The sequence below is a fragment of the Sphingomonas sp. genome, assembly GCF_041661825.1.
In the GTDB taxonomy this organism is placed as follows: domain Bacteria; phylum Pseudomonadota; class Alphaproteobacteria; order Sphingomonadales; family Sphingomonadaceae; genus Sphingomonas.
Genome location: NZ_JBAZTU010000003.1, coordinates 823917 through 848441 on the forward strand (window position 1 = coordinate 823917; position 24525 = coordinate 848441).

28 protein-coding genes and 1 other RNA gene are annotated in these 24525 nt (G+C 66.0%); 13 read left to right on the forward strand and 16 right to left on the reverse strand.

What is annotated here, in order from left to right; translation table 11 throughout:
* Positions 1-2: 2 nt before the first annotated feature.
* The 3 genes from WC729_RS16750 to WC729_RS16760 all read left to right on the forward strand — a co-directional run bounded on the left by WC729_RS16750 (position 3) and on the right by WC729_RS16760 (position 1173).
* Positions 3-275: a hypothetical protein gene (locus WC729_RS16750; protein ID WP_372854780.1), complete on the forward strand. Its 273-nt coding sequence runs from the start codon at positions 3-5 to the stop codon at positions 273-275.
* A gap of 17 nt (positions 276-292) precedes the next feature.
* The gene (locus WC729_RS16755) at positions 293-535 is read left to right on the forward strand and encodes a hypothetical protein (RefSeq protein WP_372854782.1); all 243 of its coding nucleotides are present in this window, start codon (positions 293-295) and stop codon (positions 533-535) included.
* A gap of 230 nt (positions 536-765) precedes the next feature.
* A complete protein-coding gene (locus tag WC729_RS16760) occupies positions 766-1173 on the forward strand; it encodes a SufE family protein (protein WP_372854784.1) in 408 nt (135 codons plus the stop codon).
* Between the two features lie 5 nt (positions 1174-1178).
* Here the strand turns inward: WC729_RS16760 and WC729_RS16765 are convergent, their stop codons facing one another.
* From WC729_RS16765 to WC729_RS16825, 13 genes are all read right to left on the reverse strand, one after another.
* Positions 1179-2429 (reverse strand): aminotransferase class V-fold PLP-dependent enzyme, encoded by a 1251-nt coding sequence (locus tag WC729_RS16765; RefSeq protein ID WP_372854786.1) that lies wholly within the window; start codon positions 2427-2429, stop codon positions 1179-1181.
* A gap of 47 nt (positions 2430-2476) precedes the next feature.
* A complete protein-coding gene (locus WC729_RS16770) occupies positions 2477-2785 on the reverse strand; it encodes a hypothetical protein (protein WP_372854788.1) in 309 nt (102 codons plus the stop codon).
* A complete protein-coding gene (locus WC729_RS16775) occupies positions 2782-3324 on the reverse strand; it encodes a J domain-containing protein (protein WP_372854790.1) in 543 nt (180 codons plus the stop codon). The genes WC729_RS16770 and WC729_RS16775 overlap by 4 nt, the downstream gene beginning before the upstream one ends.
* A gap of 83 nt (positions 3325-3407) precedes the next feature.
* Entirely contained in the window at positions 3408-5384 is a 1977-nt protein-coding gene (locus WC729_RS16780) for a hypothetical protein (RefSeq protein WP_372854792.1), read from the reverse strand.
* Between the two features lie 63 nt (positions 5385-5447).
* Positions 5448-5812, reverse strand: an RNA gene (gene rnpB, locus WC729_RS16785) — RNase P RNA component class A.
* 130 nt (positions 5813-5942) lie between these two features.
* Positions 5943-6632 carry an N-acetylmuramoyl-L-alanine amidase gene (locus WC729_RS16790; RefSeq protein ID WP_372854794.1) on the reverse strand — a complete coding sequence of 230 codons (690 nt, stop codon included), beginning with the start codon at positions 6630-6632 and terminating at the stop codon, positions 5943-5945.
* On the reverse strand, positions 6629-7534 hold the full coding sequence (locus WC729_RS16795; RefSeq protein ID WP_372854796.1) for a DMT family transporter: 906 nt from the start codon (positions 7532-7534) through the stop codon (positions 6629-6631). The genes WC729_RS16790 and WC729_RS16795 overlap by 4 nt, the downstream gene beginning before the upstream one ends.
* Positions 7535-7577: 43 nt before the next feature.
* On the reverse strand, positions 7578-8435 hold the full coding sequence (locus WC729_RS16800) for a protein-glutamate O-methyltransferase CheR (protein WP_372854798.1): 858 nt from the start codon (positions 8433-8435) through the stop codon (positions 7578-7580).
* Complete coding sequence (locus tag WC729_RS16805) at positions 8432-9493, reverse strand: chemotaxis protein CheB (RefSeq protein WP_372855486.1); 1062 nt, start codon at positions 9491-9493, stop codon at positions 8432-8434. The genes WC729_RS16800 and WC729_RS16805 overlap by 4 nt, the downstream gene beginning before the upstream one ends.
* Positions 9494-9513: 20 nt before the next feature.
* Complete coding sequence (locus WC729_RS16810; protein ID WP_372854800.1) at positions 9514-9879, reverse strand: response regulator; 366 nt, start codon at positions 9877-9879, stop codon at positions 9514-9516.
* A 73-nt stretch (positions 9880-9952) separates the two neighbouring features.
* Positions 9953-10384, reverse strand: a complete 432-nt coding sequence (locus WC729_RS16815) for a chemotaxis protein CheW (protein ID WP_372854802.1) — start codon at positions 10382-10384, stop codon at positions 9953-9955.
* Positions 10384-12687 carry a chemotaxis protein CheA gene (locus WC729_RS16820; RefSeq protein WP_372854804.1) on the reverse strand — a complete coding sequence of 768 codons (2304 nt, stop codon included), beginning with the start codon at positions 12685-12687 and terminating at the stop codon, positions 10384-10386. Before WC729_RS16820 ends, WC729_RS16815 begins: the two co-directional genes overlap by 1 nt.
* Positions 12688-12817: 130 nt before the next feature.
* Positions 12818-13462, reverse strand: coding sequence for a histidine phosphotransferase family protein (locus tag WC729_RS16825; protein ID WP_372854806.1), 645 nt, complete (start codon positions 13460-13462; stop codon positions 12818-12820).
* A 350-nt stretch (positions 13463-13812) separates the two neighbouring features.
* On the opposite strand from WC729_RS16825, the gene WC729_RS16830 reads away from it, so the two are divergent.
* The 3 genes from WC729_RS16830 to WC729_RS16840 all read left to right on the forward strand — a co-directional run bounded on the left by WC729_RS16830 (position 13813) and on the right by WC729_RS16840 (position 16846).
* Positions 13813-14247 (forward strand): CBS domain-containing protein, encoded by a 435-nt coding sequence (locus WC729_RS16830; protein WP_372854808.1) that lies wholly within the window; start codon positions 13813-13815, stop codon positions 14245-14247.
* 37 nt (positions 14248-14284) lie between these two features.
* Positions 14285-14761 carry an aminoacyl-tRNA deacylase gene (locus tag WC729_RS16835; RefSeq protein WP_372854810.1) on the forward strand — a complete coding sequence of 159 codons (477 nt, stop codon included), beginning with the start codon at positions 14285-14287 and terminating at the stop codon, positions 14759-14761.
* A 66-nt stretch (positions 14762-14827) separates the two neighbouring features.
* Positions 14828-16846, forward strand: coding sequence for an acyltransferase family protein (locus WC729_RS16840; protein ID WP_372854812.1), 2019 nt, complete (start codon positions 14828-14830; stop codon positions 16844-16846).
* 19 nt (positions 16847-16865) lie between these two features.
* On the opposite strand, the gene WC729_RS16845 is transcribed toward WC729_RS16840, so the two are convergent.
* The gene (locus WC729_RS16845) at positions 16866-17648 is read right to left on the reverse strand and encodes a hypothetical protein (protein ID WP_372854814.1); all 783 of its coding nucleotides are present in this window, start codon (positions 17646-17648) and stop codon (positions 16866-16868) included.
* Between the two features lie 388 nt (positions 17649-18036).
* On the opposite strand from WC729_RS16845, the gene WC729_RS16850 reads away from it, so the two are divergent.
* The 3 genes from WC729_RS16850 to WC729_RS16860 all read left to right on the forward strand — a co-directional run bounded on the left by WC729_RS16850 (position 18037) and on the right by WC729_RS16860 (position 19374).
* Entirely contained in the window at positions 18037-18312 is a 276-nt protein-coding gene (locus tag WC729_RS16850) for a hypothetical protein (RefSeq protein ID WP_372854816.1), read from the forward strand.
* Between the two features lie 127 nt (positions 18313-18439).
* Positions 18440-18910: an MEKHLA domain-containing protein gene (locus tag WC729_RS16855; protein ID WP_372854818.1), complete on the forward strand. Its 471-nt coding sequence runs from the start codon at positions 18440-18442 to the stop codon at positions 18908-18910.
* Positions 18911-18981: 71 nt separating this feature from the next.
* Positions 18982-19374: a hypothetical protein gene (locus tag WC729_RS16860; RefSeq protein WP_372854820.1), complete on the forward strand. Its 393-nt coding sequence runs from the start codon at positions 18982-18984 to the stop codon at positions 19372-19374.
* 275 nt (positions 19375-19649) lie between these two features.
* Here the strand turns inward: WC729_RS16860 and WC729_RS16865 are convergent, their stop codons facing one another.
* A complete protein-coding gene (locus WC729_RS16865; RefSeq protein WP_372854822.1) occupies positions 19650-20048 on the reverse strand; it encodes a M67 family metallopeptidase in 399 nt (132 codons plus the stop codon).
* Between the two features lie 17 nt (positions 20049-20065).
* Here WC729_RS16865 and WC729_RS16870 point away from each other — a divergent pair, with 17 nt between their 5' ends.
* The 4 genes from WC729_RS16870 to mtgA all read left to right on the forward strand — a co-directional run bounded on the left by WC729_RS16870 (position 20066) and on the right by mtgA (position 24108).
* Positions 20066-21016, forward strand: coding sequence for an RluA family pseudouridine synthase (locus WC729_RS16870; protein ID WP_372854824.1), 951 nt, complete (start codon positions 20066-20068; stop codon positions 21014-21016).
* A gap of 57 nt (positions 21017-21073) precedes the next feature.
* The gene (gene rpoH / locus WC729_RS16875; RefSeq protein WP_372854826.1) at positions 21074-21979 is read left to right on the forward strand and encodes an RNA polymerase sigma factor RpoH; all 906 of its coding nucleotides are present in this window, start codon (positions 21074-21076) and stop codon (positions 21977-21979) included.
* 3 nt (positions 21980-21982) lie between these two features.
* Entirely contained in the window at positions 21983-23260 is a 1278-nt protein-coding gene (locus tag WC729_RS16880) for a flavin monoamine oxidase family protein (RefSeq protein WP_372854828.1), read from the forward strand.
* Between the two features lie 152 nt (positions 23261-23412).
* On the forward strand, positions 23413-24108 hold the full coding sequence (gene mtgA, locus WC729_RS16885; RefSeq protein ID WP_372854830.1) for a monofunctional biosynthetic peptidoglycan transglycosylase: 696 nt from the start codon (positions 23413-23415) through the stop codon (positions 24106-24108).
* A gap of 126 nt (positions 24109-24234) precedes the next feature.
* Here mtgA and WC729_RS16890 read toward each other — a convergent pair whose 3' ends face one another.
* Positions 24235-24474, reverse strand: a complete 240-nt coding sequence (locus tag WC729_RS16890; RefSeq protein ID WP_372854832.1) for a hypothetical protein — start codon at positions 24472-24474, stop codon at positions 24235-24237.
* Positions 24475-24525 lie beyond the last annotated feature (51 nt).

A 24525-nucleotide genomic window follows, 5' to 3' on the forward strand; every position in this document is an offset into this window, starting at 1 on the left:
ACATGAACCCCTTTGAAATGGTCGTCGCCATTGTCATCGTCGCCACGATCGGCAGCGTGCTCCGCGCCCGCTACGGCATCGGCCGCGACCGCAAGGGCAACGACTATAGCGTCCGCGGCGACGACAGTGCCGCCCAGGCCGAGAACCAGCGGCTGCGCGACGAGCTCCGGGCCATGAAGGAGCGCCTGGCGGTCCTCGAACGGCTCGCCACCGAAAACGACACCAGCGGCGCACGCCTCGATCGCGAGATCGAAAAGCTGCGCGACCGCACTTGACCGAAGGAGCAGGGATCATGACCGATCCGAACTTCTACCTCACCATCGCCACGGCAATGCTCACCGGCCTCGGCATGCTGACCTACGCCACCCTCACCGGCTGGCGCGGCTGGCTGGCCCTGAAGCATCAGGAGCTGCATGTTCAGGGTGACCTGCACGCCGCCCCATCCATGCCCAATGCCAGCGCCCGCATCGAGATCGCCGACCTGAAGGAACGCATCCGCAAGCTCGAGGCGATCGCCGCCGGGGTGGATCTCTGACCTCACCGCGCCGCGCCTCGCATACCCCTAGGTGCGAAGCGGCGCGGTATTCTCGGAGCGGTGTTAATTTATCTTTCTTCCCCGGCGAACGCCGGGGCCCAGTTGGGGGACGCTTGTAAACTGGCGTTGCACTCCATCACTGGAGCCTTCCCGACTGGACCCCGGCCTTCGCCGGGGAAGCAGTATCTCCCGGTTTGATTTTGGTCGGCACAGGCCCTAGCGCCCACCCCATGCAAAGCCTCGCCGATCTGCAAGACGAATACAGCTTCCTCGACGCCGACGACCGCTATCGTCTGCTGATCGATCTGGGCAAGGACCTGGAGCCGATGCCCGAGGCGCTGAAGACCGATACCACCCTGGTCCGCGGCTGTTCCGCCTCGGTATGGGTCTATCCCACGGTCCGCGAGGACGGCAGGCTCCACTTCCTCGCCGATTCCAACGCAGCGATCACCAAGGGCATCATCGCACTGGTGCTGCTGACGGTTCAGGATCAGGCGCCTGCGGCCATCCTCGACACGAATATCGAAGCGGCGCTCGCGCCCTTCGACCTGAAGAACCAGCTCAGCTCCAACCGCACCCAGGGCATCCCCAACATGATCGCCCTGATCCGCGGGACGGCAGCGCGCTACAAGAACTGACGTTCTCAGCTTTCCGCGAGGATCTGGCGCAGCGCCGCCGCCAAGCGGTCGGGATCGTCGCTACGGCTCGCCAAGGAAGGCGTCACCCGGATACAGGAACCAGTGGCAACGCCGTCGCGGTGGACCGTGAAGATACGGTGCCGGTCGAGCAGCCGTTTCGCCAACGCCACATTCTCGTCGTGCGAGGTGCGGCCACGCAGGCGGAACGAGGTGATGCCGCAATGCAGCCGCGGATCCTCCGGGGTCAGGATCTCGATCCTTTTGTCCTCGCGCAACGGCGCCACCCAGGAGTCGCGTAACGCGCGGAGCCGGCGCTCCCGGTTCGCCCCACCGATCGCCTGCTGGAAATCGAGCGCCGCGGGCACCGTCAATTGCGCCGCGTAGTCCACCGTGCCGGTATGGATGCGCGCATGGATATCGTCCGGCTCATTCGCGCCAACCGCCAGATCGCGGTCCACATCCACCAGCCTTCCGCGCCGGATGTACAGCGCACCGACGCCAAGCGGCGCGCCCATCCATTTATGGAGATTGAGCCCGACGAAATCGGCACCGAGATCGGGCAAGGCGATATCGAGCTGGCCAATGCCGTGCGCCGCATCGACGATCGCATCGGCGCCGCGCGACCGCGCCAGCGCCGCGATCTCGCGCACCGGCAACACCAGGCCGGTACGATGGCTGACATGCGTGAGCAACACCATCCGGATCGCCGGATTGCGGTCGAACGCGGCGGCATAGGCATCGATCAGCGACTGGTGCGTGGCCGGCTCGGGCAGCGCGATCCGTATGACCTTCACGCCGCGCCGCGCCACCAGGGTCTCGCAGCAGGACTGCATGCTGTCATAGTCGAGATCGGCATAGAGGATCGCGTCGCCGGCGCGCAGCCGGTTATACCCGCCGATCAGGGTCTTCATCGCCTCGGTCGCGTTGCGGGTGAAGGCGATCTCGTCCGTACCGACGCCCAGCGCCTCCGCCAGCCGCTTCTGCACCACCAGCAGGTCGCCCACCATGTCGCGCCGGGCGTAGAAGCTGGTGTCGCGGTTCAGATGCTCGACCATCGCCCGATAGGTTGCGAGCACGGGTCGCGCCATCATGCCCCAATTGCCGTGCTCGAGCTGAGCCACCGCGCGCGTCACGTCATACTGGCCGGCGATTCCGGCCCAATAGGCCTCATCGGGGATCTCTGGCGCCAGCGCGGGGCCTGCTTTTGCCGCCAGCGGCAGCGCCGCCGCGCCCAATACCGTCCTGCGATCGATCATATGCCGGCCCCTCTGCGCCGCCGTTTAGCAGCGCTGGCATGGGCGCGTCAGCCCCGATGGTCGGTCAGGCCCATGGCTTCGGCAACTGCATCGAGATCAGTGCCGGCCTTCACCAGCATCCACTCACCGGGTGCCGCGCCATCGACGATGGTCACCGCGCCGCGGGGGCAGACGCCGAGGCATTTGACCTCGACGATGCCCGCCCTGCCCTTGCGCCCCTTCTTCAGCCCGAGATGCTTGCGCAATGCCTTGGCGAGCGGCGTCCTGCCCTTTGGGCCAAACCCGCCGTCGAGCTTCTTCGAGCATTTCTTGCAGACCAGCAGCGTGCTCGACCAGTCCGACCGGACAGCCTTCAAACGGCGGGCTTCCACTGCCGAGCGTCTTCGGCGGCGCGCAGCACGTCATAAGCCGCCTGGATCGCCTGGAACCGCGTCGCGGCTTCCTTGTCGCCGGGGCGAAGATCGGGATGGTTGGATTTCGCAAGCCGCCGCCACGCCACGCGCACTGCCTCGAAATCGGCATCCGGTTCGAGCTCGAGCAGCTCGAGCGCGCGCATCTCGTCGCGCGACCGGCTGCCATCGCCTGGCCCGGCCCAGCCATAATGTTTGGACTCGGCATAGCCATCCGCCGTCCGCGTCTCGTCGGCTTCGCGCTGGGCCGCCTCCTCGGCGGTCAGGCCTTCGAAGTAATTCCAGCCTCGATTATATTCAGCGGCATGATCCTGGCAGAAATACCAGCGATCCGGGCTGTTGGGCGATTTGGGTGCGGGGCAGTTGCCCGGCGCATCGCAGCCATGCCGGTCGCACAGCCGCACCGTCGTCGCCTCACGCCCGGCGCCATAGCCGCGCCAGCGGGGAAAGCCCCAGTCGACCGATCGGGAGGAGGAACGCGCCATTTGCCCGACATAGGCGAAGCGGACGCGAGCGCAACCGGGAGATTGGCGATTATCGCGCCCGAGCCCCGGTCACAGCCAGGATTCTAGAAACCAAGTGTGAATCGGACTCGCTGGCTGCTCGCACCGCATCCGAGCGACCCGTCGGGGCGATAGGATTTGGCATAGCGCGCACCCGCCATGGTGCGCACGCCGGCCTTGGTGAAGACGAAGGGCGGATAGCTGAGAATGGCCCGCTCGTTCACCACCCGCCCCTCCGCCGACACGTCGAACTGGGTCTGGGTCCACCCTTCGAAGCCCCATTGCATCGCCTCTTGCGGGAAGCTGCCGCCGGCGCTGAGGAACTTGGGCGGAGAATCGACGATGCCGCACTGGTTGGCGGCGAGCCCGGAGCGCTCGAATGCAGCCCGCGCCGCCTGCGCATTGCCGGACTGTTGTTCGATCGAGGCGATGCGGACCAAAGCGCCGACACGCATCGGATCGTTCGCGGCCAGCCCGGAATCGTCCGCCACCTGGCGCAGCAACTCGCGGGTACGCGAACCCTTGGACCGTTCGTCCGCATCGGCGATCAGCAATTTGATGACGGACCGGGCCTGCGGATCGTCGGCATAAAGCGGACGCGACAGCAGCGGCATCGCGTCACGGGCGAAGTCGCTGCCGCGCTTGCCGGCCGACTTGGCGGAACCGAGCTCGGAAAGGTCGAGCGCCAGCCGCGGCAGCGCGGGCACGCCGTTCGCGTCGGCGATGGCGAGCGCGCGGCGCGCCAGCGCATTGCCTTCCTCGCGTGGGAGGACGCCATTGGTCAGCAGGCGGTATTGCGCCGCCAGCAGGTCAAGCGAGTCCCTGCCCTTCGCTTCGGCCGCCGCGACCGCGGCGCGCTGCAGCGGCAGCGCCTGAGCATCCGACATCTCCCTTTTGGGCGCGATCGTCACCTGTTTTGCGACAAGCCAGGTTTCGAGGTTGGCGGTGAGGAAATCGCCGATCGAGGGCCGCTCGAACTCAGTCGAGCAGCGCATCTCAAGCCGGATATTGAAGCGGAAGAAGCGCGGCAGCGCCTTCACCTGGTCCGGCGTCCAGGACCAGCCAAGCGCGGCCCGGGCGAATTCGAGCGCGACCGCGCCGCCGCCCGCCGCATAGATCGGTGTGCTGTCGGTCACCACACCGGTGTCGCCGATGCTGAATTCGATCACCGCCATGTCGTTGGGCTTCAGCCCACCTTCGCCGCCGCACGCGGGCGCCTTCATCTGCACCGCCGGGTCAAACGTCCCCTGCGGAATGCGCCCGGCGCCGGTATAGGCCATATATTCCCGGGCGGTGTCGTAATTGCCGGCCAGCATCGCGGCGATTGCCGTATCCGAGCGGGCCGACACGTCGCGCAGGTCGAGCTTGGTGGTAAGGCCGCCGAGCAGCTTGACCGCCCCGGCGGATTTGACGCGAGCACCGGCAAAATTGCCGGTGTTGAGCAGCAACAGCCCCTCGGCCCGGTCGAACTCGGCGGTAACGACGGGATCGGCCTTGGCGGTCGCCAGGATGCCCTTGGCCTGTTGCACGGCGTCCGCCGCCACCGCTGGATCGACGAAGGTCGCGGTGCGGATCAGCCCGAGCAGCGCGACGAAGCGATCCGCCACGGCATCGCTCGCCTCAGCGACCGCACTACGATAAGCATCGACCGCGCTGGCATAGTCGAGCGAGGCCTGGGCGATCCGCGCGAGATTCAGATAGGCACGGTAGCGATCGCTGCGCAGCGTCTCGTCCTTCGCCGGCAGCCCGGCCAGTCCGGCGCGCGCCGCGGCCACCGCATCATCGTTGCGATAGAGCGCGAACAGCGTGGAGCTCTTGCGTACCAGCACGATGGCGTGGCTGCGCGGATTGGTCGCCGTGCGTCGTTCCAGCGCTTCCCACGCGGCGAGCGCCGCCGGCTTGTCGCTGGTCTGGTCCAGCGCGGTCGCCTTGTCGAAATCCTGCTGGATAGAGGCCGGCTTTTGCGCAGCGACGGGAGCAATGCCCGACGCGACGGCCGTCGCCAATGAAAACGCCGCGATGCCCGCCTTGAATATGTGCATGATCCCTCGCCTTCGCATCATCATGCGGCGGAAACATTGCAGCGTAAAGAAGGGGTTCGGAAAAATGCCAGAGGGTCTGTAAGCCGGGTTCTGTCCACCCTTTTCAGGGATGGGCGACCATTCCTCTAGGCCCGCATTTGCATGCGGGCTCAAGCAACCAACCCGGGCGACGAGCTGAAACGAAGCCCATATGCCGCCCCTATTCGGTCTTGCTCCCGGTGGGGTTTGCCGTGCCGCTCCTGTTACCAGTCGCGCGGTGCGCTCTTGCCGCACCCTTTCACCGTGGCGGGGCCGAAGCCTTCGCCGTCTGCTCTCTGTGGCACTTTCCCTGGGGTCGCCCCCGCCGGGCGTTACCCGGCACCGTCGTTTCGCGGAGCCCGGACTTTCCTCGGCACGCTTGCACGTGACGCGGCCGCCCGACCCTCTGGTGGGAGCCCTGTAGCGCGAGTTTCACTCGCGCGAAAGCGGTACCAGCCCGCTCCCCCACCCCGCCTCCCATTCAGTATATTCTGTGGGAGGCGGGGTGGGGGAGCGGGCTGGTACCGCGACAAGCAAAAATCAGTCGTCGCCGGCGGGCTTTGGCAACAGCAAGGCCAGCAGGATCGACCGGCACTCGCCGTCGATTTCTCCGTCGATCAGTTCGGGACGGAAGCGGCGCTGGAACGCGACGACTGCCGCGAGCTTGTCCGCCACGTCATAACCGAACCGTTCGAGCGCGATCAGGAAGCCCGCGTCGGTCCACATCGGGTCCATCAGGTTCCTGGTCGGCCGCGGCAGGGCGAGGCGCAGTTTGGCGAGGCGGTTCCATGGGAAAAGCTCGCCTGGATCCTGCTTGCGGGTCGGCGCGATGTCCGAATGGCCGACGACATTGCCGCGCGTGATGCCGTGACGTTCCTTGATCTCGGCAACCAGCGGCAACAGCGCGTCGATCTGCTGCTCGGGAAACGGAGGATAGCCGAATTCATGGCCGGGATTGACGATCTCGATGCCGATGCTCGCGCTGTTGACGTCTTCGATGCCGCGCCAGCGCGACTTGCCGGCATGCCAGGCGCGCTTGTCCTCCGCCACCATGCGCAGGACCGTGCCGTCCTCCGCCACGAGGTAGTGCGCGGAGACCTTGGCCGCGGGATCGCGCAGCCGGTCGATCGCCGACTGGGCATCCTGCATGCCGGTATAATGCAGGACGAGCATCGAGACCCCGAGGCTACGCTCGTCGAAATTGGGCGAGGGCGTGTCGATGATCGTCATGGCATGTCCCCTGCGCGCGCAGTCCTGATGGTGACGATGGCGACACCCACCATCGCGATAGCACCGCCTGTCAGCATAAGCATCGTCGGCGGCGTGTCGAAATACCATCCCGTCGCAAACACGGCGATCACCGGCGCGGCGAGCGTCAGCGGCGTGACGATGCTGACTGGATGGCGCTGCAGCAGCCAGGACATCGCCCCCTGCCCCAGCACGGTCGATCCCACGGCGGAGAAGACGACCCAGCCAAAGGTCCTGAGCGGGATGTGCGGGATCGCCCACATCGCCTCGGTCTCGACCACCAGCGCGATCGTCCCGAGGATGATCGACCCCCATAATCCGATCCAGGCATAGATGGTCAGCACGGGCACGCCGATCAGGTTGCGCTGGATCAGCGAGCAGATCGCCCAAATAAAGCTGGCCAGCGCGGTCAGCGCGAGGCCCGGTATCTCGTCGACCATGGTCGGATCGAACACCAGCAAACCGACGCCCGCGACCGACAGCACGATACCGGCGACTCGCGGCAGGCGGATCCGTTCACGGAACACGAAGATCGCCAGCAGCAGCGAGAAGGGCACGCCGAGTTGCCCGGCGATGGCCAGCGCACCGACATGATGGGTGATCGCCAGCGACAGGTTGGTCGCGATGTAGAAGGCGCCGCCCGACAGGATGCCGAGCGCCGTCAAGGCCCTCATCCGGCCGGGCATGATCCGCAGCGACCCGATGCAGACGAGCAGGACGAGTATCTGCCGCAGGAAGCCAGCGGTCAGCGGCGCAATCTCGCTTACCGCCATCTTCACGGCGATGATGTTGAAGCCCCATAGTATGTTCATCGCGGCCACGACGATCAGATCGTGTGCGCCGAACCCCTTGGCCTGCCCCTCACCGGATATCGCCTGCGTCATTAAAGGCCGCTTGCGGCCTGTCCCGACGAATGTAAACCGCCGATCAGACGGCGATCGCACGCTCGCAGGGGGCGGCGCCGGTCGGCTCGTACAGGCCGCGATAGCGCGGACTCGGACGAAACGCCTCAGTCTGGCCGATCACCGTCTCGCCCGCGCCGAGCACGAGCAGCGCGCCGGGACGGGCCACCTCGGCCAGTCGGTCGAACACGCGCGTGCGCAGCGACGCCGACAGATACAGCAGCACGTTGCGGCACAGGATGATGTCGAACCGGCCGATCGGCAGCGGATCGGCGACCAGGTTGAGCTTGCGGAACGAGATCTGGCGGACGAGCTCGGGCTTGGCGACCCAGTCGCCGCCGACCGGATCGAACCATTGCATCATGCGGCGGATCGGTAGGCCGCGCTGAATCTCGAACTGCGAATAGCGCCCGGAGCGCGCGCGGGAGAGCGCGGCTTCGGACACGTCGGTCGCGACGATCTCGGGGGAAAGCGCTCCCGTCGCCTCGTCGCGCTCGGAGAACAGCATCGCCAGCGACAGCGGCTCCTGGCCGAGCGAGCAGCCGGCCGACCAGATCCGCACGCGACGCGTCAATCCTTCGGCGCGCATCGCGTCGACTGCCTCTGCAATCATGTCGAGCACCGCGGCGTCGCGGAAGAAGGAGCTTTCCTGGTTGAGCAGCGCGTCGACCACGTGATCGCCGACGGTCGGCGAGCGCAGCACTTCGCCGACCAGTTCGTCGAGCGTCTCGTGCCCGCGCTCGCGCATCAATGGCTTGAGCGCGGTCTCGATCCGCCATTCGCGATTGGCGGCGATTTGCTGCCCGGTGCGGGATTCGAGCAGGGCGGCAAGCACGTTGAGCGCGCCCGCGGGCCGGGTACGGGGTGCGGGTGTCAACATCATCCGGGCCTCCGGCGTGACGCCACCATTTTTCCGATTTCCGCAGGCGGCATGATCGCGCAGGCGGTGCCGCCCGTCGCCACGGCGCCCGGCATGCCCCACACGACCGAGCTCGCCTGGTCCTGCACCACGACGCTGCCGCCGCGATCGATGATCTTCTGTGCGCCGTCGGCGCCGTCGCGCCCCATGCCGCTCAGCACGATGCCGAGCGCGCGCGAACCGAACACCTCGGCCAGGCTGTCGAACATCGGGTCGACCGAGGGCATACAGCCGCTTTTGGACGGCTCGGTCGAGAGGCGCAGGGCAGCGCCGTCGCTCGTACCGACCACGCGGATATGCGCGGTGCCCGGCGCCACGATGACGCGACCAGGGCGGATCCGCATCAGGTCGGTGGCGACGTCGCAGGGTCGCCCGGCAAGAACCGCCACCTGGGCGGCGAAATACACCATAAAGCTGTCCGGAAGATGCTGGGTGATCAGGATCGGCAGCTGGAAGCTCGCCGGGATTTCGCGCAGCAACAGGCTGAGCGCGTGGATCCCGCCGGTCGATGCGCCGATCGCCACGATGTCGAAGCCGCCACCGGCGCGGTCGGTCGCCAGCGGCATGTCGCCCGGGGCGGCGTGGGTCGCCTCGAACAGGCGCGACAGCTTCTCGTCGAGCACGGCGGAGAACCGCCCGGCGAAATCGCCGATATCGGGCTTCACCAGCGTGTCGGCCGCGCCGAGCGACAGCGCCTCGATCGTCGCCGCCGCGCCGTCCCCACAAGCCGACGAGACCACCAGAATCTTTGCTCCGTCACTCGCCGCGAGCAGTTCGGGCAAGGCAGTCAGGCCGCTCATGCCGGGCATCTCGATATCGAGCAGGATGCCGTCGACCCGCTGCCCCTGCAGGAAAGCGAGCGCGGCCTTGGCATGCGGCACGGCGCCGGCCACCGAGAACTTGCCGCTCAGGTCGATCGCGCGCGCGATCACCGCCCGCGCCACCACTGAATCGTCAACGATCAGGATGCGCGGCCGGTCCCGGCTCTCGACGGTGCGGCCGGTCGTCAGGGTTGATCCCAGGGGCACTGCCAACAGCCCGTTCAGGCCATGCCGACGATCTGAAGCTTGCTCTCCAGCGTCTCGCGATCGAACGGCTTCATCACATATTCGTCGGCGCCTGCCTCGATCGCGGCGCGGATATGCGCCATGCCGTTCTCGGTGGTGCAGAAGACGACCTTGGGGCGGTGCGGCAGCGCGCTGTCCCGCAGCGCGCGCAGGAAATCCATGCCGCTCATCACCGGCATGTTCCAGTCGAGCAGCACGACATCGGGCGTGGAGGCAAGGCAGCTGTCGAGCGCCTCGCGCCCGTCGCCGGCCTCGGAGACCTGGAAGTTCAGCGTCTCCAGGATGTGACGCGCCACCTTCCGGATCACTTTCGAATCGTCCACCACGAGACACGTCTTCATTGATTCACACCCTGTTTCCGCCCGTTGGAGCGGCTTGTTTGCCGGAAACACATGAGTTTCGGGTTAATCGTCGTCATGCCGCGATCGCCGTCAGCCCGGGCACCAGCGCGCGCAGGTCGATCGCCAGGATCGGCTCGCCCGCGCGTTCGACGATGCCGCAGCCGGTCGTGTGCCAGCCCCGGTCGAGCACGATGCCCGGCGAGAGCGGCGCCAGGTCGAACGGCGCCACATCCTCGAGCGAATCGACCAGGATCGCGTAATGATGCCCCTCGACATGCGTAATGACCGCGCGCGTCGCCTCGACCGCCGGCGCCGGCAGACCGAGCGCCGCATGCGTGTCGATCACCGTCACCACCCGGCTGCGCAGCGCGGCAAGGCCCCGCACCTGCCGGTCGGTCCCCGGAACCGGCACGATTGCCCCGATATCCACGACCGATTCGACCTGCCGGGATTCGATCGCGACGGCGCGGCCGGCGATGTGCGCGATGAGGAACAGTTCGGACATCAGCGGCCTCCCGCCGACTGAGCGAGAGCGGCGAGCAGGCCGTCCCGGTCGTAACGATAGATGCTGGTATCCGCGGCGTCGCCGACGGCACGGTCGCGGCGCAGGCGCACCACTGGCACATTGCCCTTCGCCGGCGCTTCCGAAGCGCCCATGGTCAGCACCACCGCGGCAGTTTCGCCCGCCTTCAATTTGGTCGCGACACGGTAGCCGGCGCCTTCCAGCACTGGCTTGAGGAACGTCTTCATCCAGGCCGATTCGGCACCGTCGATCAGGCAGACCGGGGGTGCGGCAGCGCCGAGTTCGGCGCCATGAGTCGCAAACAGCCAATGGAGATCGAGCAGCTCGATCTGCTCGTCGTCGATCGAGACCACGCCAGCCACCGGTCCGGCTTCCTTCGCCGGCACCACGGTGTCGGGCAGGACGACGATGTCGAGCGCTTCGCCGATCGCATAGCCGATCTCCGCATCGCCGTCGCGCAGGCGCAGCACCGAGACCGTCGAGCGCATGTCCCATTCGCCCTGCACCGCGAGCGGGATGATCCGGCCCTCGACCGACAGCCGCAGCCGTCCACCGGAAAAGCGGATCGCCTCGACCGGCACTGGCTCGATCCGGTCGATGATGGTCAGCGGGACCAGCCGGCGCACGCCGTCCAGATCGTCGAACAACAGGGCGGAAACGCTGGGTGCCTGCACCTCCTCGGCCACGTCGTCGAGCATGACTTCGCTGCCGAACTGAAGCCCCGCTGCCGTCGCGATGCCGGCGCAATCGAGCAGCAGCATCGGCAGCCCGCTATCGGGCAGGGTCTGCCCGGCATAGACGCCGGTCGCCATCACGGCCGGCGCGGCCGGCTTGATCACCAGTTCCTCATGATCGAGCACTGACTCGACCGCCAGCGCGAAGCTGCCGCCCGGTACGCCGACGATCACCAGCATGGTCGACGCGTTGTCGCCCGAAAGCTTCAGCAGCCCGCCCAGATCGACCAGCGGCATGCGGCGATCGCGCACCGTGGCGGCGGGCGTACCGCCCAGCATGTCGACCCGGATCGTATCGCCGCCCACCCGGACGATCTCCTCGATCGCCTGGCGCGAGATCGCGAAGCGTTGATTTCCTACGCCCACACCGATCGTCGCGATGATCGACAGGGTCAGCGGGACGTGAATGGCGAGGCGCAGGCCCTTGCCCGGCGCGTTGGACAGCTCGATGCGGCCACCGATCTGCTCCACATTGGCGCGCACCACGTCCATGCCGACGCCGCGCCCCGAAATGGCGGTGACGGCTTCCTTGGTCGAAACGCCCGGCTCGAACACCAGCGCGAGCTTCGCCTTGTCGCTCAGCGCGTCGAGTTCCTTGGCGCTGCGCCCGCCAGTCCCCGCGATCTTCGCGATCAGCCGGTCGGTGTCGATGCCGCGCCCGTCATCGGCGATCTCGATGATGATCTGGTTGCCCGATTGCCGGGCGGAAACGGTCAGCCGGCCGCTCTCGCGCTTGCCCAGCGCGCGGCGCTCCAGCGGCGCCTCGAGCCCATGGTCGATCGCGTTGCGCACGATATGGACGAGCGGATCGCGCATCATCTCGATCATCTCGCGATCGAGCTCGACGTCGCTGCCCTCGACATGAAGCGTCACTGACTTGCCGAGCTCGGCCGCGGTATCGCGCACCATGCGCGGCAGGGCGGAAAACAAGGCGTCGATCTTCTGCATGCGCGTGCGCGTGACGGTATCGCGCATCTCGGCGACGGTCAGCGACAGGCGCTCCAGCGCTGCCTCGACGGTCGGGTCCGCCCCGTCGTCGCGCAGCCGCCGCGCCAGCTCGTTGCGGGCGAGCACCATGTCGGACATGCCGCTCATCATCCGGTCGAGCAGGTCGACGTTCAGGCGAACGCTGCGGGTCGGGTTGCGCGAGGCGACCGGGGCATGCGCCTGAGTCGAGACCGACGATCCCTCCTCGAGCGCGGAAACCAGCATGTCCTCGCCCGTATCGTCGAGCGGTACGCCGGCATCGATCGCCTCGACGAGCTCGCCGATCCGGTCGACGATCGCGAGCACGGCGTTGACCAGCCGCGTATCGGGCACGCGCTGGCCCGAACGGACGGCGGCGAGCACATCCTCGGCCGCATGGCTCAGCCGGGCCAGGCGCGGCAGGTCGAGGAAACCGCAGCTTCCCTTCACCGTGTGCACGAAGCGGAAAATGGCATCGAGCCGATCGCGATCGTCGGGGGATGCCTCCCACGCGACGATCTCGCCCGAGAGCGCCTCAAGCGTCTCGCGCGTCTCGGCGATGAATTCCTGAAGAAGATCGTCCATGGGCCCCCGGGGATGCGATCCGGACCATGGCAAGGATTGGTTAAAGGGGCGTTTAATCGAGGGTAGGTTTAAGCCGATCCTCGCACCTTTTATTAAAACCCCTCCCCTGACGGAGAGGGCCTCAGAGAGGTCACCCCTTGAACGCCGCCCCGAACAACAGCACCGGCTCGTCAGGGTCGGAAACCTGCACCGCCCCCCCGCCCTCGGCGACCAGCGAATGCACCAGAAACGCTGCAGCAGCGCGCGGCGTGATCAGGGTATCGCCCTGTTGCCCGCTCTGCAGCGTGGTGCGCAGCTCATTGTCGAGCACGATGCGCGGCCCATCGGCGCGCACGACGATCTCGACATTGCCGTCCACTGCCTCGGCCCCGACATCGAGCTGACCGCCGCGGATCAGCGCATCGCCGCCGATCAGCGCCAGGTTGAGCAGCACCTTGATCGCTGCCTTGGGCAGGGTCGCATCCTCGACCAGCCAGCCGAGATTGACCCGGTGATTGTCGCCGAACAGCCCCTCGATCGCCGCGCGCGCCTCGCGCGAATCGACCGTCTCGCCGAAACCGCCCGCCGCACCGAAGGCGAGCCGGAAGAATTTCAGCTTGTTCGCCGACGCCTTGGCGCTCTCCGCGAGCAGCTCGAGGCAGCGCTGGCGCATTTCCGGGTCGTGCTCGTCGGCAAGCAATTCCAGTCCGTTGTTGAGCGCGCCCACCGGGCTGAGCAGGTCGTGGCACAGGCGGGAGCATAACAGGCTGGCGAAATCGACCGGGCTGATGGTCATGGAAAGGCTATACTCCGGGCAAAATGACTGTCGCTTCTTCTGGCGATGCTGGCGCGACTGCGCAAGTCGCATGGACTGGATCGGGAACACCGCCTTTGCCGCAGTCCCGGGCGCAGCGGAATCTGTCGGCCGGCACCGGGATAGTTCCGGGGGGATAGTTCCGGGGGGATAGTTCCGGCGCGGCGCAGCACCGCTTAACCTTGTTTCGGGGGAACTGCCGCCCGACCGGTACGTTTCCTCGCTGATCGCGTGCGCCATCGGGCAGACCGTGTCTCGCCCCGAGTGCGGGCCGGCTCCTGCGAGCCTCCCCTTGTCGCCGGAACGATCGCGACAACGCCGTGGAGGTCGCCATGAAGATCAACGAATGCATGACGCGCGACGTGCGGATCGTCGATCCCGACGAAACGGTGCAGGATGCGGCCCGCGTGATGGCGGACATCGACGCCGGCATCCTTCCGGTCGGCGAGAACGACCGGCTGGTCGGCATCGTCACTGACCGCGACATCGCGATCCGGGCGGTCGCGCTCGGCCGTAGGCCGTCCGCCAGGATCCGCGACGTGATGAGCGGCACGGTCGCCTATTGCTTCGAGGACGATGATTCCGAGGACGTGCTCGACACCATGGCGAACTTCCAGATCCGCCGAATGCCCGTGCTCGATCGCAACAAGCGCCTCGTCGGAATCGTCTCGATCACTGATCTCGCGCATAATGGCGAGGCATCGCGTGCCGGCCGGGCGCTGGGCGACATCACCCGCCCCAGCGGCCTGCATTCCCAATCGCTCTGAGATGCTTCCCGGCCGTGACGACGAAGGAGGGATTCCCATGACCATAGCCCCCAAATTGCAGCATTATCTCGATCGGCGCGGCGTGGTGTACGAGATCGTGCCGCATGTGCCGACCGCCACCGCGCTGGAGATTGCCCGGGTCTGCCACATTCCGGCCGAGCGGCTGGCCAAGGCGGTCCTGCTCGACACCGATGACGATTATCTGCTCGCCGTGCTCCCGTCGGACCGGCGGGTGGATCTGGACGAGCTGGGCGAGGAGTTCGGCGCACAACCGCATCTCGCCCAGGAACGGGACCTGGCCTCGGTCTTCGACGATTGCGCGCCGGGCGCCGTGCCTGCGCTCGGCGTCGGCTACGGCGTGGCGACGATCGTCGACGACAGCCTGGAAGCGCAGCCGGACGTCTATTTCGAGGGCGGCGATCACGCGACGCTGATCCATATGGAGCAGTCCGAATTCGCCCGCCTGACCGAGCAGGCGCGGCACGGTCGATTCAGCGAGCCCGTCGACGGCTGAGCGGAGCCTTGCGGCGCCATACCCCGATCCCTTAAGGCTGCGTCGCGGGATCACGGGGGAAGGCGAGTGGGCAAGGCGCCTTTCAGCGTAACAGGCGGCTACCGCCCCGATATCGACGGCCTGCGCGCCGTCGCCGTGCTCTCCGTCATTGCCTTTCATGCGGGATCGAGCGTCGCCACCGGCGGGTTCGTCGGCGTCGACGTGTTTTTCGTCATCTCGGGCTATCTCATCACGTCGCTGATCGTGAGCGCGCTGGAGGGCGACAGCTTCTCCTTCCTCCGCTTCTACGATCGTCGTGTCCGCCGCATCGTGCCGGCCATGGCGCTGGTGATCCTCGCCACTCTGGCCGTCGGGCTGATCGTCCTGCTTCCATCGGATCTCGCCCGCCTGGGCAAGCATGCCACCGCAGCGGCGGGCTTTATCGCGAATATCGTCCTGTACCGCGACGCCGGCTATTTCGGTCCGACCTCGGGCCAGCTCCCCCTGCTGCATCTCTGGTCGCTGGCGATCGAGGAGCAGCTCTATCTGCTCCATCCGCTCCTCCTCTGGGCTGCATGGCGCTGGGGCGGCATGCGCCTCGCGCGGATCGCGCTGATGTCGGTGCTGCTGCTCTCGCTGGCGATCGCGATCTGGTCCGTGCGGGTACATCCCGTCGCCGCCTTCTATCTCCTGCCCTCGCGTGCCTGGGAATTCGAGATCGGCGCTGTGCTGGCCCTGCGCCTCGTGCCCACACCCTCGCCGCGCCTCGCCCAGGGCCTCGCCGCGGCCGGGCTTGCCGCGATCCTCGCCGCGGTCGTCCTCTATTCGTCCGCCACGCCCTTTCCCGGGCTGGCGGCGCTGCTGCCCTGCCTCGGCGCGGTGGCGATCATCCATGCCGGGCAACAGGGGCAGCCGACCGCCGCCTCCCGCCTCCTGTCGGCGCGTCCGGTGGTGGGGATCGGGCTGATCTCCTATTCGCTCTATCTCTGGCACTGGCCGATCTTCGCCCTGTGGGCCTATTATCTCGATCGCCCGCTCGCGCCGCTGGAAACGGCCATCGCGATCGCCGCCGCGCTGGGCCTGTCGGCCCTGTCGTGGCGCTTCGTCGAACAGCCCTTTCGCCGCGCGCGCATCGGCCGGCTCTCGGCCGGCCGATCGGTGCTGGTCGCCGGCGCGGCGCTGCTGGCGGTCGCCGCCGCCGGCTTCGTCATCCACCGCCTGCACGGGCTGCCGAACCGCGTTGCCCCGGTCGTGCAGGCAGCCGATGCCGCGCGCGCCGATTTCGACGATCTGGGCCGATGCGATCCATCGAACGGCGACCATCTGTTCAAGACTCCCTGTCCCGCCGCCACCAATGTGTTCGTCTGGGGGGATTCGCACGCCGGCCATCTCGTCCCGGCCCTGCGCGAGATCTACGGCAAGCACGCCGTCGGCCAGGTCTGGGTCGGCGGCTGCCTGCCCCTGCCCGATGTCGCGCCACCCATCGGGACCTCGTCCGATACCGTCCTTCCGGTACTGGCAGGTCTCAGGAGCGCGAAGTGCCGGGAGCGGAACAAGAGCCTGCTGCGCACGCTGCTCGAACGGCCCAATGTCCGCCTGGTCGTGCTCGGCGGTGCCTGGTCGCTGTTCACCGAGGAGAATGACGGCAAGATGAAGAAGGGCCGTTTCAGCGTCGATGGCGATCCCGACGCGCCCATCGAGAAGTCGCGCCGCCTCATCGCCACCTCGCTCGAACGCACCGTCCGCCACTTCTCCGATCGCGGGATCGAGGTGCTGCTGTTGGGCGACGTGCCCTCCTATCCCAAACCGCCGTCACGCTGCCTCGCGGTCTCCACCATGTGGGGGCGTGACGGAAAATGCGGCCTCGATTCAGCGACGGCGCGACGGCACACCGCCTATTCCGATGCGCTGCTGACTCGCCTGGCCACGCTGCCGCATGTCCATGCCTTCCTCCCGTCACGCTTGTTGTGCACCGGGCCGGAATGCGCCGTGCGCCTGGGGAATATTGCGGTCTATCGCGACACCGACCATCTGACCGCCAGCGCCGCACGCGCGCTCGCCCCGGCCATGAAACAGGTACTGGCCGGCGCCGCCCCGGCGCCATGAGGCTATCGGCGCAAGGCGCTCATCCCATCGACTTGCGCACATCGACGAGCAGGCTGTCGAAATTGTCGACCCGCATGCTGCCCATGCGCGGATGCTCGAAATCGACGATGACATAGAGCGTGACCGTCAGGATCGCGGCGAAGATGCCGCTGTGCAGCCAGTGCCGCGCATGCGCCTCGCCCACGCCGTATCCGGCCAGCAGCGCGCTCGCGAAAGCCAGGCCGAGCAGCAGCACATAGACGATCCCCGGCGGATGCATCTGCGTCGCCATCGCCCGGGTGGTGGTGATGTCGATCATGTCGTTGATCGCCGGCAGCAACTGGGTGCCGATCGCCGGCGCCGCCCCCGCCTCCTGCGTGGCGGCGATCGCCCGCTTCCAGATGTGGTTCTGAAGCGCGGCCGACCGGTCCAGCGCGGCCTTGAACGCGACGGGATCGGAAACCTGCCGATAGGCCGCCAGCCGGGAATCCACATAGTGCCGGAAACCGTCCCGCATCGCCGGCTGGTCCGCGCCGGGCATCAGGTCCACCCGCAGCCAGGCGGTGCCGATCGCATTGGCCTCCTGCACGATCAGGTCCCGCCGCGCATCGAACCGCGACGCAGCGCCGGAAAAGGTGAAGGCGATCAGCAGCCCGAACAGGGCGAACACCGCGCTGTCGAGCGCGGCGGTGCCGCCATGCGAGCCGCCGTCGCGCGGTGCCCAGCGCAGGCCGAGCCTGCGGCCCAGTTCGACGGCCAGCAGCAGTGCCGCGAACAGCAGAGCGCCGAAGAGTGCGGGCGAGTGCAGGAGCAATGTTGTCATGAGGGAATGAGTATTGCCCCGCCCGGCCGGGTCAAGGAAAAGGGAAACGGCGCCTCCAGGCCGGTACCGCCCAGCGGATCAAAAATATACCCGATCTGGTCCAATCTCTCCATTTTCCGGCCGATGAGACACTTGCGTCCGCCGAGATCTCCCTCGGATGTGTTTGGATATTGAGATTTTGTGTGGGTTGGCATGGTGATTTTTTATGATAAGCGACAAGAACATGAGCTTTTCTAGACGCCTGCTTAGAATTTATCCATATTTGTATATAATCATACTGAGGCTTAATAAGGGCGCTTGGCCGACGTCGTTCGACTTTGACACGACCAAGGCCATTAGCTTCGTTTCATTGCTGTCTTCGGTATGCACGTTCATACTTTTCGACCTGGTGTCTCGATTGACTGGAGTGCGAATTGGCATTGGATTTTTTGTGATATTGGTATTAGTTTTTTCAGAGATTGTCCTAAATTATTACATTCTCGTTATTAGAGGTGTTGGCGAAAGATTCAATAAAAACTACGAATTTATTGCTGATCGAGATAAAAAATTGATAAAGATATACACCATTACTGCTATGATATTTCTGGTAGTTGGTTCATATCTAGCTGCTCCAGATAAGAAGAGCTATCATCGCGATAATGCACCTATTGAAAAAAACGCCTGATAGCCCGGGTCAAAAATTGGAGCGGGTTGTGATGAAATCCCCCTCTATTGACTGGGAGTTCCGGCACCAGTTTACTTAACCCCCAATCTCCCTAGTATCGACCTCCATGCTTGGACTTCCACATTTCATGAACGCGGCATCCCGCCAAATTCCCGCCGACCTCTCCGTAGATTCCGATTTCTTCGACCTGATCGTCGGCTGCTACGCGCGTCTCACCGGAACGCCACTGATCGCGGGGGCGCTAGGGCCCGATTGGCTATACGACCACGCCCCATTCGCGGTGCTGGCACACAATACTGATGCCGATCCCCGCTTCATCTACGCCAACCGCACAGCGCAGGCCTGCTTCGAATATCCGCTGGACGAGTTCGTCACCCTGCCCTCACGCCTCTCGGCCGAGGCACCAGACCGCGCAGAGCGGCAGCGATTGCTGGACGAGGTCATCCGCAACGGTTTCGTCGCCGACTATGCCGGCATTCGCGTCGCGAAATCCGGCCGGCGTTTCCGCATCGAGAATGGGGTCGTTTGGCAGCTGATCGACGATGCCGGCACCCTGCACGGCCAGGCCGCGACTTTCTCCGCGTGGCACGACATCTGAAGCAAGCGGTCCCCGCCGCATAACGCCCGGCATCGATTCAAACCTCAGCGGAACCGCACCATCCTCGTCCCATGAAAAAAGGACGCCCCACGGGCTACAGGCCCGAATTCGCCGAGAAAGCCCGATCCCTCTGCCGCCTCGGCGTCGACAATGCCGATCTGGCCGAAATCTTCTCGGTCAGCAGCGCCACTCTCTATCGTTGGCTCGACAAATATCCCGACTTCGGCCTGGCCGTCGCGATGGGCCGCGGAGAATATGCCGGGCTGGCAGCGCCGAGCCTGTACAAGCGGGCGATCGGCTACAAATACCGCGCCACCTGCGTCTACGGAATCAATAGCGCCAGGCCGGTTCTGGTCGAATACGACCAGCGCGTGCTCCCCGATCCGAAGGTCGCACTCCGCTGGCTGCGCAATCGACAGCCCGCACGCTGGCGCCTCAACGCGTCGAAACGGACACGGGACTGATGCGCCGCCTACTCGGCCAGGCTAGGTCGCGTACCGCAAGAATGCTCCCAGTCCCCACGAACGATTCTCATAAATCGTAAACTATATGATCAATATTGCTCCGCCCTTGCGTATCGCCATGACTGCCGGATTTCCCGCGCCCCGTCCGGAAATGCCGGATGTTCTAGCAACCTGCTTGTCGCATCCGACGCCCATATGCAAAAAATGGGGTAGACGTGGACTCTCACATTCCGCCTTTTACTTCAGGCATTCCCGCCGCCTCGGCTCGTTTTACTTCATTCTTCTTGGGCCTGAAGGGCGACCGCCTCGAACGTCCCGACACGATCCGTCCGCCACAGCCGCGCCTCGTGCGCCGTCAGGATCAGCCACAGCGCCCCGTCCCCCATCGCCTGCGCGGCATCGCGCGCCGATGGCACTGCCTCCCCGGAAGGATGCGAGTGATAGTGGCCGATCGGCCGCGGCCCGCCCCCCCGCATCCGCCGATACGCCGCGAACAATGCCGCCGGGTCGATCTCGAACGCCCGCGCCGGCTCAGCCGCCACATTCGCGCACGCTTCAGCCGTCTCGATCCGCCCCTCCGTGCCGAACAACAGCCCGCAAACCTCCGCCTCCGGGGAATTTTTCGCGTCGGTTAGCAGTCTACCCAGGAGAGTGCTTGAAATTCCGTACCCCATTCCCACATCGCTACGGCATGGATCGGGGGGTTACAAATATCGAGGCACGCATCTCGGACGAGGCCGGTGGCTGGCGTCTGGATCGCGCTTTGGCAGGCGCCGTGCCGACCATGTCGCGCGAGCGCCTCAAGGCCCTGCTCTCCTCCGGTGCGGTCACGGACGAAAGCGGCGCGCTTGCTCGCGATCCTTCCCGCAAGGCCATCGCCGGCAGCGTCTTCACCATCGCCGTCCCGCTGCCGACCCCCGCGCATAACGAAGCGCAGGATATCGCGCTGAACGTGGTGTTCGAGGACGATCACCTGATCGTCATCGACAAGCAGGCCGGCCTCGTCGTCCATCCCGCCGCCGGCAATTTCGACGGCACTTTGGTCAATGCGCTGCTCCATCACTGCGCCGGGCGCCTGTCCGGCATCGGCGGCGTGGCGCGGCCCGGTATCGTCCACCGCATCGACAAGGACACGTCGGGGCTGATGGTCGCCGCCAAGACCGACCGGGCGCATGAAGGCCTGGCGAAGCAATTCCACGACCACAGCATCGATCGCCGCTACAAGGCGATCGTCACGGGGCGCCCTCTTCCCTCGGAAGGCACCGTCGATGCCCCGCTCGCTCGGTCGCCCGCGAACCGCAAGAAGATCGCGATCGTGGCGAACGGCAAGCGCGCGGTCACGCACTACAAGACGCTGGAACGGCTCAAGGAAGCCGCCCTTGTCGAGTGCCGGCTGGAGACCGGCCGCACCCACCAGGTGCGTGTTCACATGGCCTCGATCGGAAACCCCTTGCTTGGGGACCCGGTTTATGGTAGAACAAAACCAGTCCACCGGTCCATTTTGGAAACCCTGGATTTCCACCGACAGGCATTGCACGCGGCCCGGCTCGGGTTCATTCACCCCGTCGAAAGCACAGCTTTGGCATTCGATAGCGATATGCCGTCCGACATGCAGGAACTGTTCGATAGACTCTACGTATAGGTTCACGCGCGCGTCGCCTCATTATAGGGACCGTGCGACAGTAAGGGAGATTTGATCATGGCAAGCGGCAGCAACGTCCCGGCGACGATCCCCGCACTCGGCGGAGAGGCAAGCCTCAATCGCTACCTGTCCGAGATCAAGAAGTTTCCGATCCTCGCGCCCGAGCAGGAATATATGCTCGCCAAGCGCTTCGAGGAGCACGGTGACACCGACGCGGCGGCACAGCTCGTCACGTCCCACCTCCGCCTCGTCGCGAAGATCGCGATGGGCTATCGCGGCTATGGCCTGCCCGTGTCCGAGCTCATCTCGGAGGGCAATATCGGCCTGATGCAGGGCGTGAAGAAGTTCGAGGCCGATCGCGGCTTCCGGCTCGCGACCTACGCGATGTGGTGGATCCGCGCCTCGATCCAGGAATTCATCCTGCGCTCGTGGAGCCTGGTGAAGATGGGCACCACCGCGGCGCAGAAGAAGCTGTTCTTCAACCTGCGCCGGATGAAGTCGAAGCTCGACGCGTTCGAGGACGGCGATCTGTCGCCGGAGCATCTCGCCAAGATCGCCAAGGATCTGGGGGTGACCGAGGACGAGGTCACCAGCATGAACCGCCGCATGTCGATGGGCGGCGACACGTCGCTCAACGTGCCCATGCGTGAGGATGGCGAGGGCCAGTGGCAGGATTGGCTGCAGGATGACGCCCCGTTGCAGGACAGCGTCGTCGCCGACGCGCAGGAAGCGGACGTTCGCCACGACATGCTCGTCTCGGCGATGGACGACCTCAACGAGCGCGAGAAGCACATCCTCACCGAGCGTCGCCTGACCGACGATCCCAAGACCCTCGAGGAACTGAGCCAGGTGTACGGCGTCAGCCGCGAGCGCGTCCGCCAGATCGAGGTGCGCGCCTTCGAGAAGCTGCAAAAGGCGATGATGCGCCTTGCCGGCGACAAGCGGATGCTGGTCGCAGCCTGATCCATGGCCGGCGCTGACGCGATCGTCGTCGGCGCCGGCGCCGCAGGCATCGCCGCCGCAAGGCGGCTCCACGATTCAGGCCTGGACGTTCTGCTGGTCGAGGCGGGCAACCGTCTCGGCGGCAGGGCGCACAGCATCGCCCTGCCCTCTTCCTCTTCCGATGTGATGGTGGTGGATCTGGGCTGCGCCTGGCTCCACTCCGCCAGACGCAACCCTTTGACCCAAATCGCCGAGCATTACGGCTTCACCGTCGATCGCTCCCCGTCCAACTGGCGCGCCCAATGGCGCAACCTAGGCTTCCCCCCCGAGGAACAGCAAGCCTATTCCCGGGCCTGGTCACGCTGGCAAAAGGCAGCGCACGCCGCGCTTTCTGGCCCCGACCAACCCCTCTCCGCCTTCATCGCGCCCGACGATCCCTGGCGCCCGCTGATCGACGCGATCTCGGGCTACGCCAACGGCGCGCCGCTCGCCCAGGTCTCGCTGCACGACTGGGCTGCCTATGAGGATGCCGCGACCGACGACAATTGGGCGTTGCCTCAGGGCTACGGCACCTTGATCACCCACCATGCGGCCGGTGTTCCGGTCCAGCTCGACACGATCGTCAGCCGCATCGACCATCGCGGTCCCGCGCTGAAGCTGGAGACGAACCGCGGCACGATCGAAACGCGGCGCGTGATCGTCTGCGTACCGACCACGGCGCTGGCCGAGGAAAGGATCGTCTTCGATCCACCGCTCCCCGCAAAGCATGAGGCGGCCACCGCCCTCCCGCTCGGCCTCGCCGACAAGGTCTATCTGCGCGTCGACGGGATCGAGCTTCCCAACAATGGCCATCTCATCGGCAATCCCCACAGCAACTGCACGGCGAGCTACCGCCTCGGCCTGTTCGGCCTGCCGCTGATCGAATGCTTCTTCGGCGGCGACTGCGCCGAAGCGCTCGAGACCGAAGGCGATGGCGCCGCCGCCGACTTCGCCATCCGCGAGCTCGTCGCGCTGCTCGGCAGCGACTGGCGCGCCCGCCTGACGCCCCTCGTCACCACGCGCTGGCGCGCCGAGCCGCACATCCATGGCTCCTATTCGCACGCGCGTGTCGGTGGCGCCCCCCAGCGCGCCGTGCTGGCGGCGCCAGTCGACAACCGCCTGTTCTTCGCCGGAGAGGCCTGTTCGCGCACGGACTTCTCGACTGCGCACGGCGCCTACGAAACCGGGATCGAGGCGGCCCAGGCCGTGATCGGGACATTGCCCGCCGCAAGCCGGTTTACCGCACCCGCCTCGCTCGCCTAGAAAGCGGCATGAGCGACGAGCGGGGGCCGCCATCGGAATTCGGGACAGACCCCATGCAGCCGCGCCCCGCCACGCGGGCGGCGTCGATTCAAACCACCAGCCAGAGGGCGCATTACGATGCGCCAGTCGACGATCCGGAACCTGCCCCACCCATGAAACCCCGCCGCTCGTTTCTACGCCGCCTGATCGGCTGGTTCTTCAAGGCGATCGGCGCCTTCATCTTCCTGTCGGTGTTCATGGTCGTGCTTTACCGCTTCGTGCCGCCGCCCGTGACGCTCACCATGCTCGGCGATGCGGTCAGCGGGCACGGCATCACCAAATCCTGGATGCCACTCTCACGCATCGATCCGGACATGGCGCGCGCTGCGATCGCCGGTGAGGATGGGAATTTCTGCACACATCACGGGTTCGACTTTGCGGCGCTGGCCAAGGCCTATGCCCGCAACGCGCGCGGCGGCCGCATCCGCGGCGGCTCGACTATCAGCCAGCAGACCGCCAAGAACGTCTTCCTGATCCAGGGCGGCGGCTATCCGCGCAAGGCGCTGGAGGCCTATTTCACCGTCCTGATCGAAACGATCTGGGGCAAGCGGCGCATCATGGAGGTCTATCTCAACGTCGCCGAGACGGGGATCGGCACCTATGGCGTCAACGCCGGCTCGATCCGCTATTTCAACCACGACGCGTCGAACATGACGCCTCCCGAAGCCGGCCGCCTCGCCGCCGTCTTCCCGCTTCCCAAGAAGCGCGCGGTGATCGGCGCCAAAGGCTTCACCCGCCGCCACGGCAACGCCCTCACCCGCCGTGTTGGCGTGGTACGAAATGACGGTCTTGATGGATGCCTGCGCTAATTCCCTCTCCTTCCAGGAGAGGGAGGGAGCGCGCAGCGCGGAAGGGTGAGGTTGATGGCGGGCATCACCCTCACCCCGCGCCGCTTCGCGGCTTGCCCTTCTCCCGATGGGAGAGGGGTAGAAGGCTCACTCCGCCGCTTTCTCGGCTGCGTCGCCGGCCTTCTTGGCGCTGTCGCCGACGTCCTTCGCCGCGCTGGTGACTGCGTCGGTCTTCAGATTATCGTTCTTGCTCTGGTTCATCAGATAGAAGCCGCCGATCGCCACCGCGATCAGCAGGATGATCCCGATGAAGATACCGGCCCCGCCACCACCACTCTTCTCGATCACGGTGGTATGCGGCGTTTCGGTTACGCGGTCGTCAGCCATGCTATCCTCCTGTTTTGCTTGTCGCCCAACGGGAAGATGCGGCCGAATGTT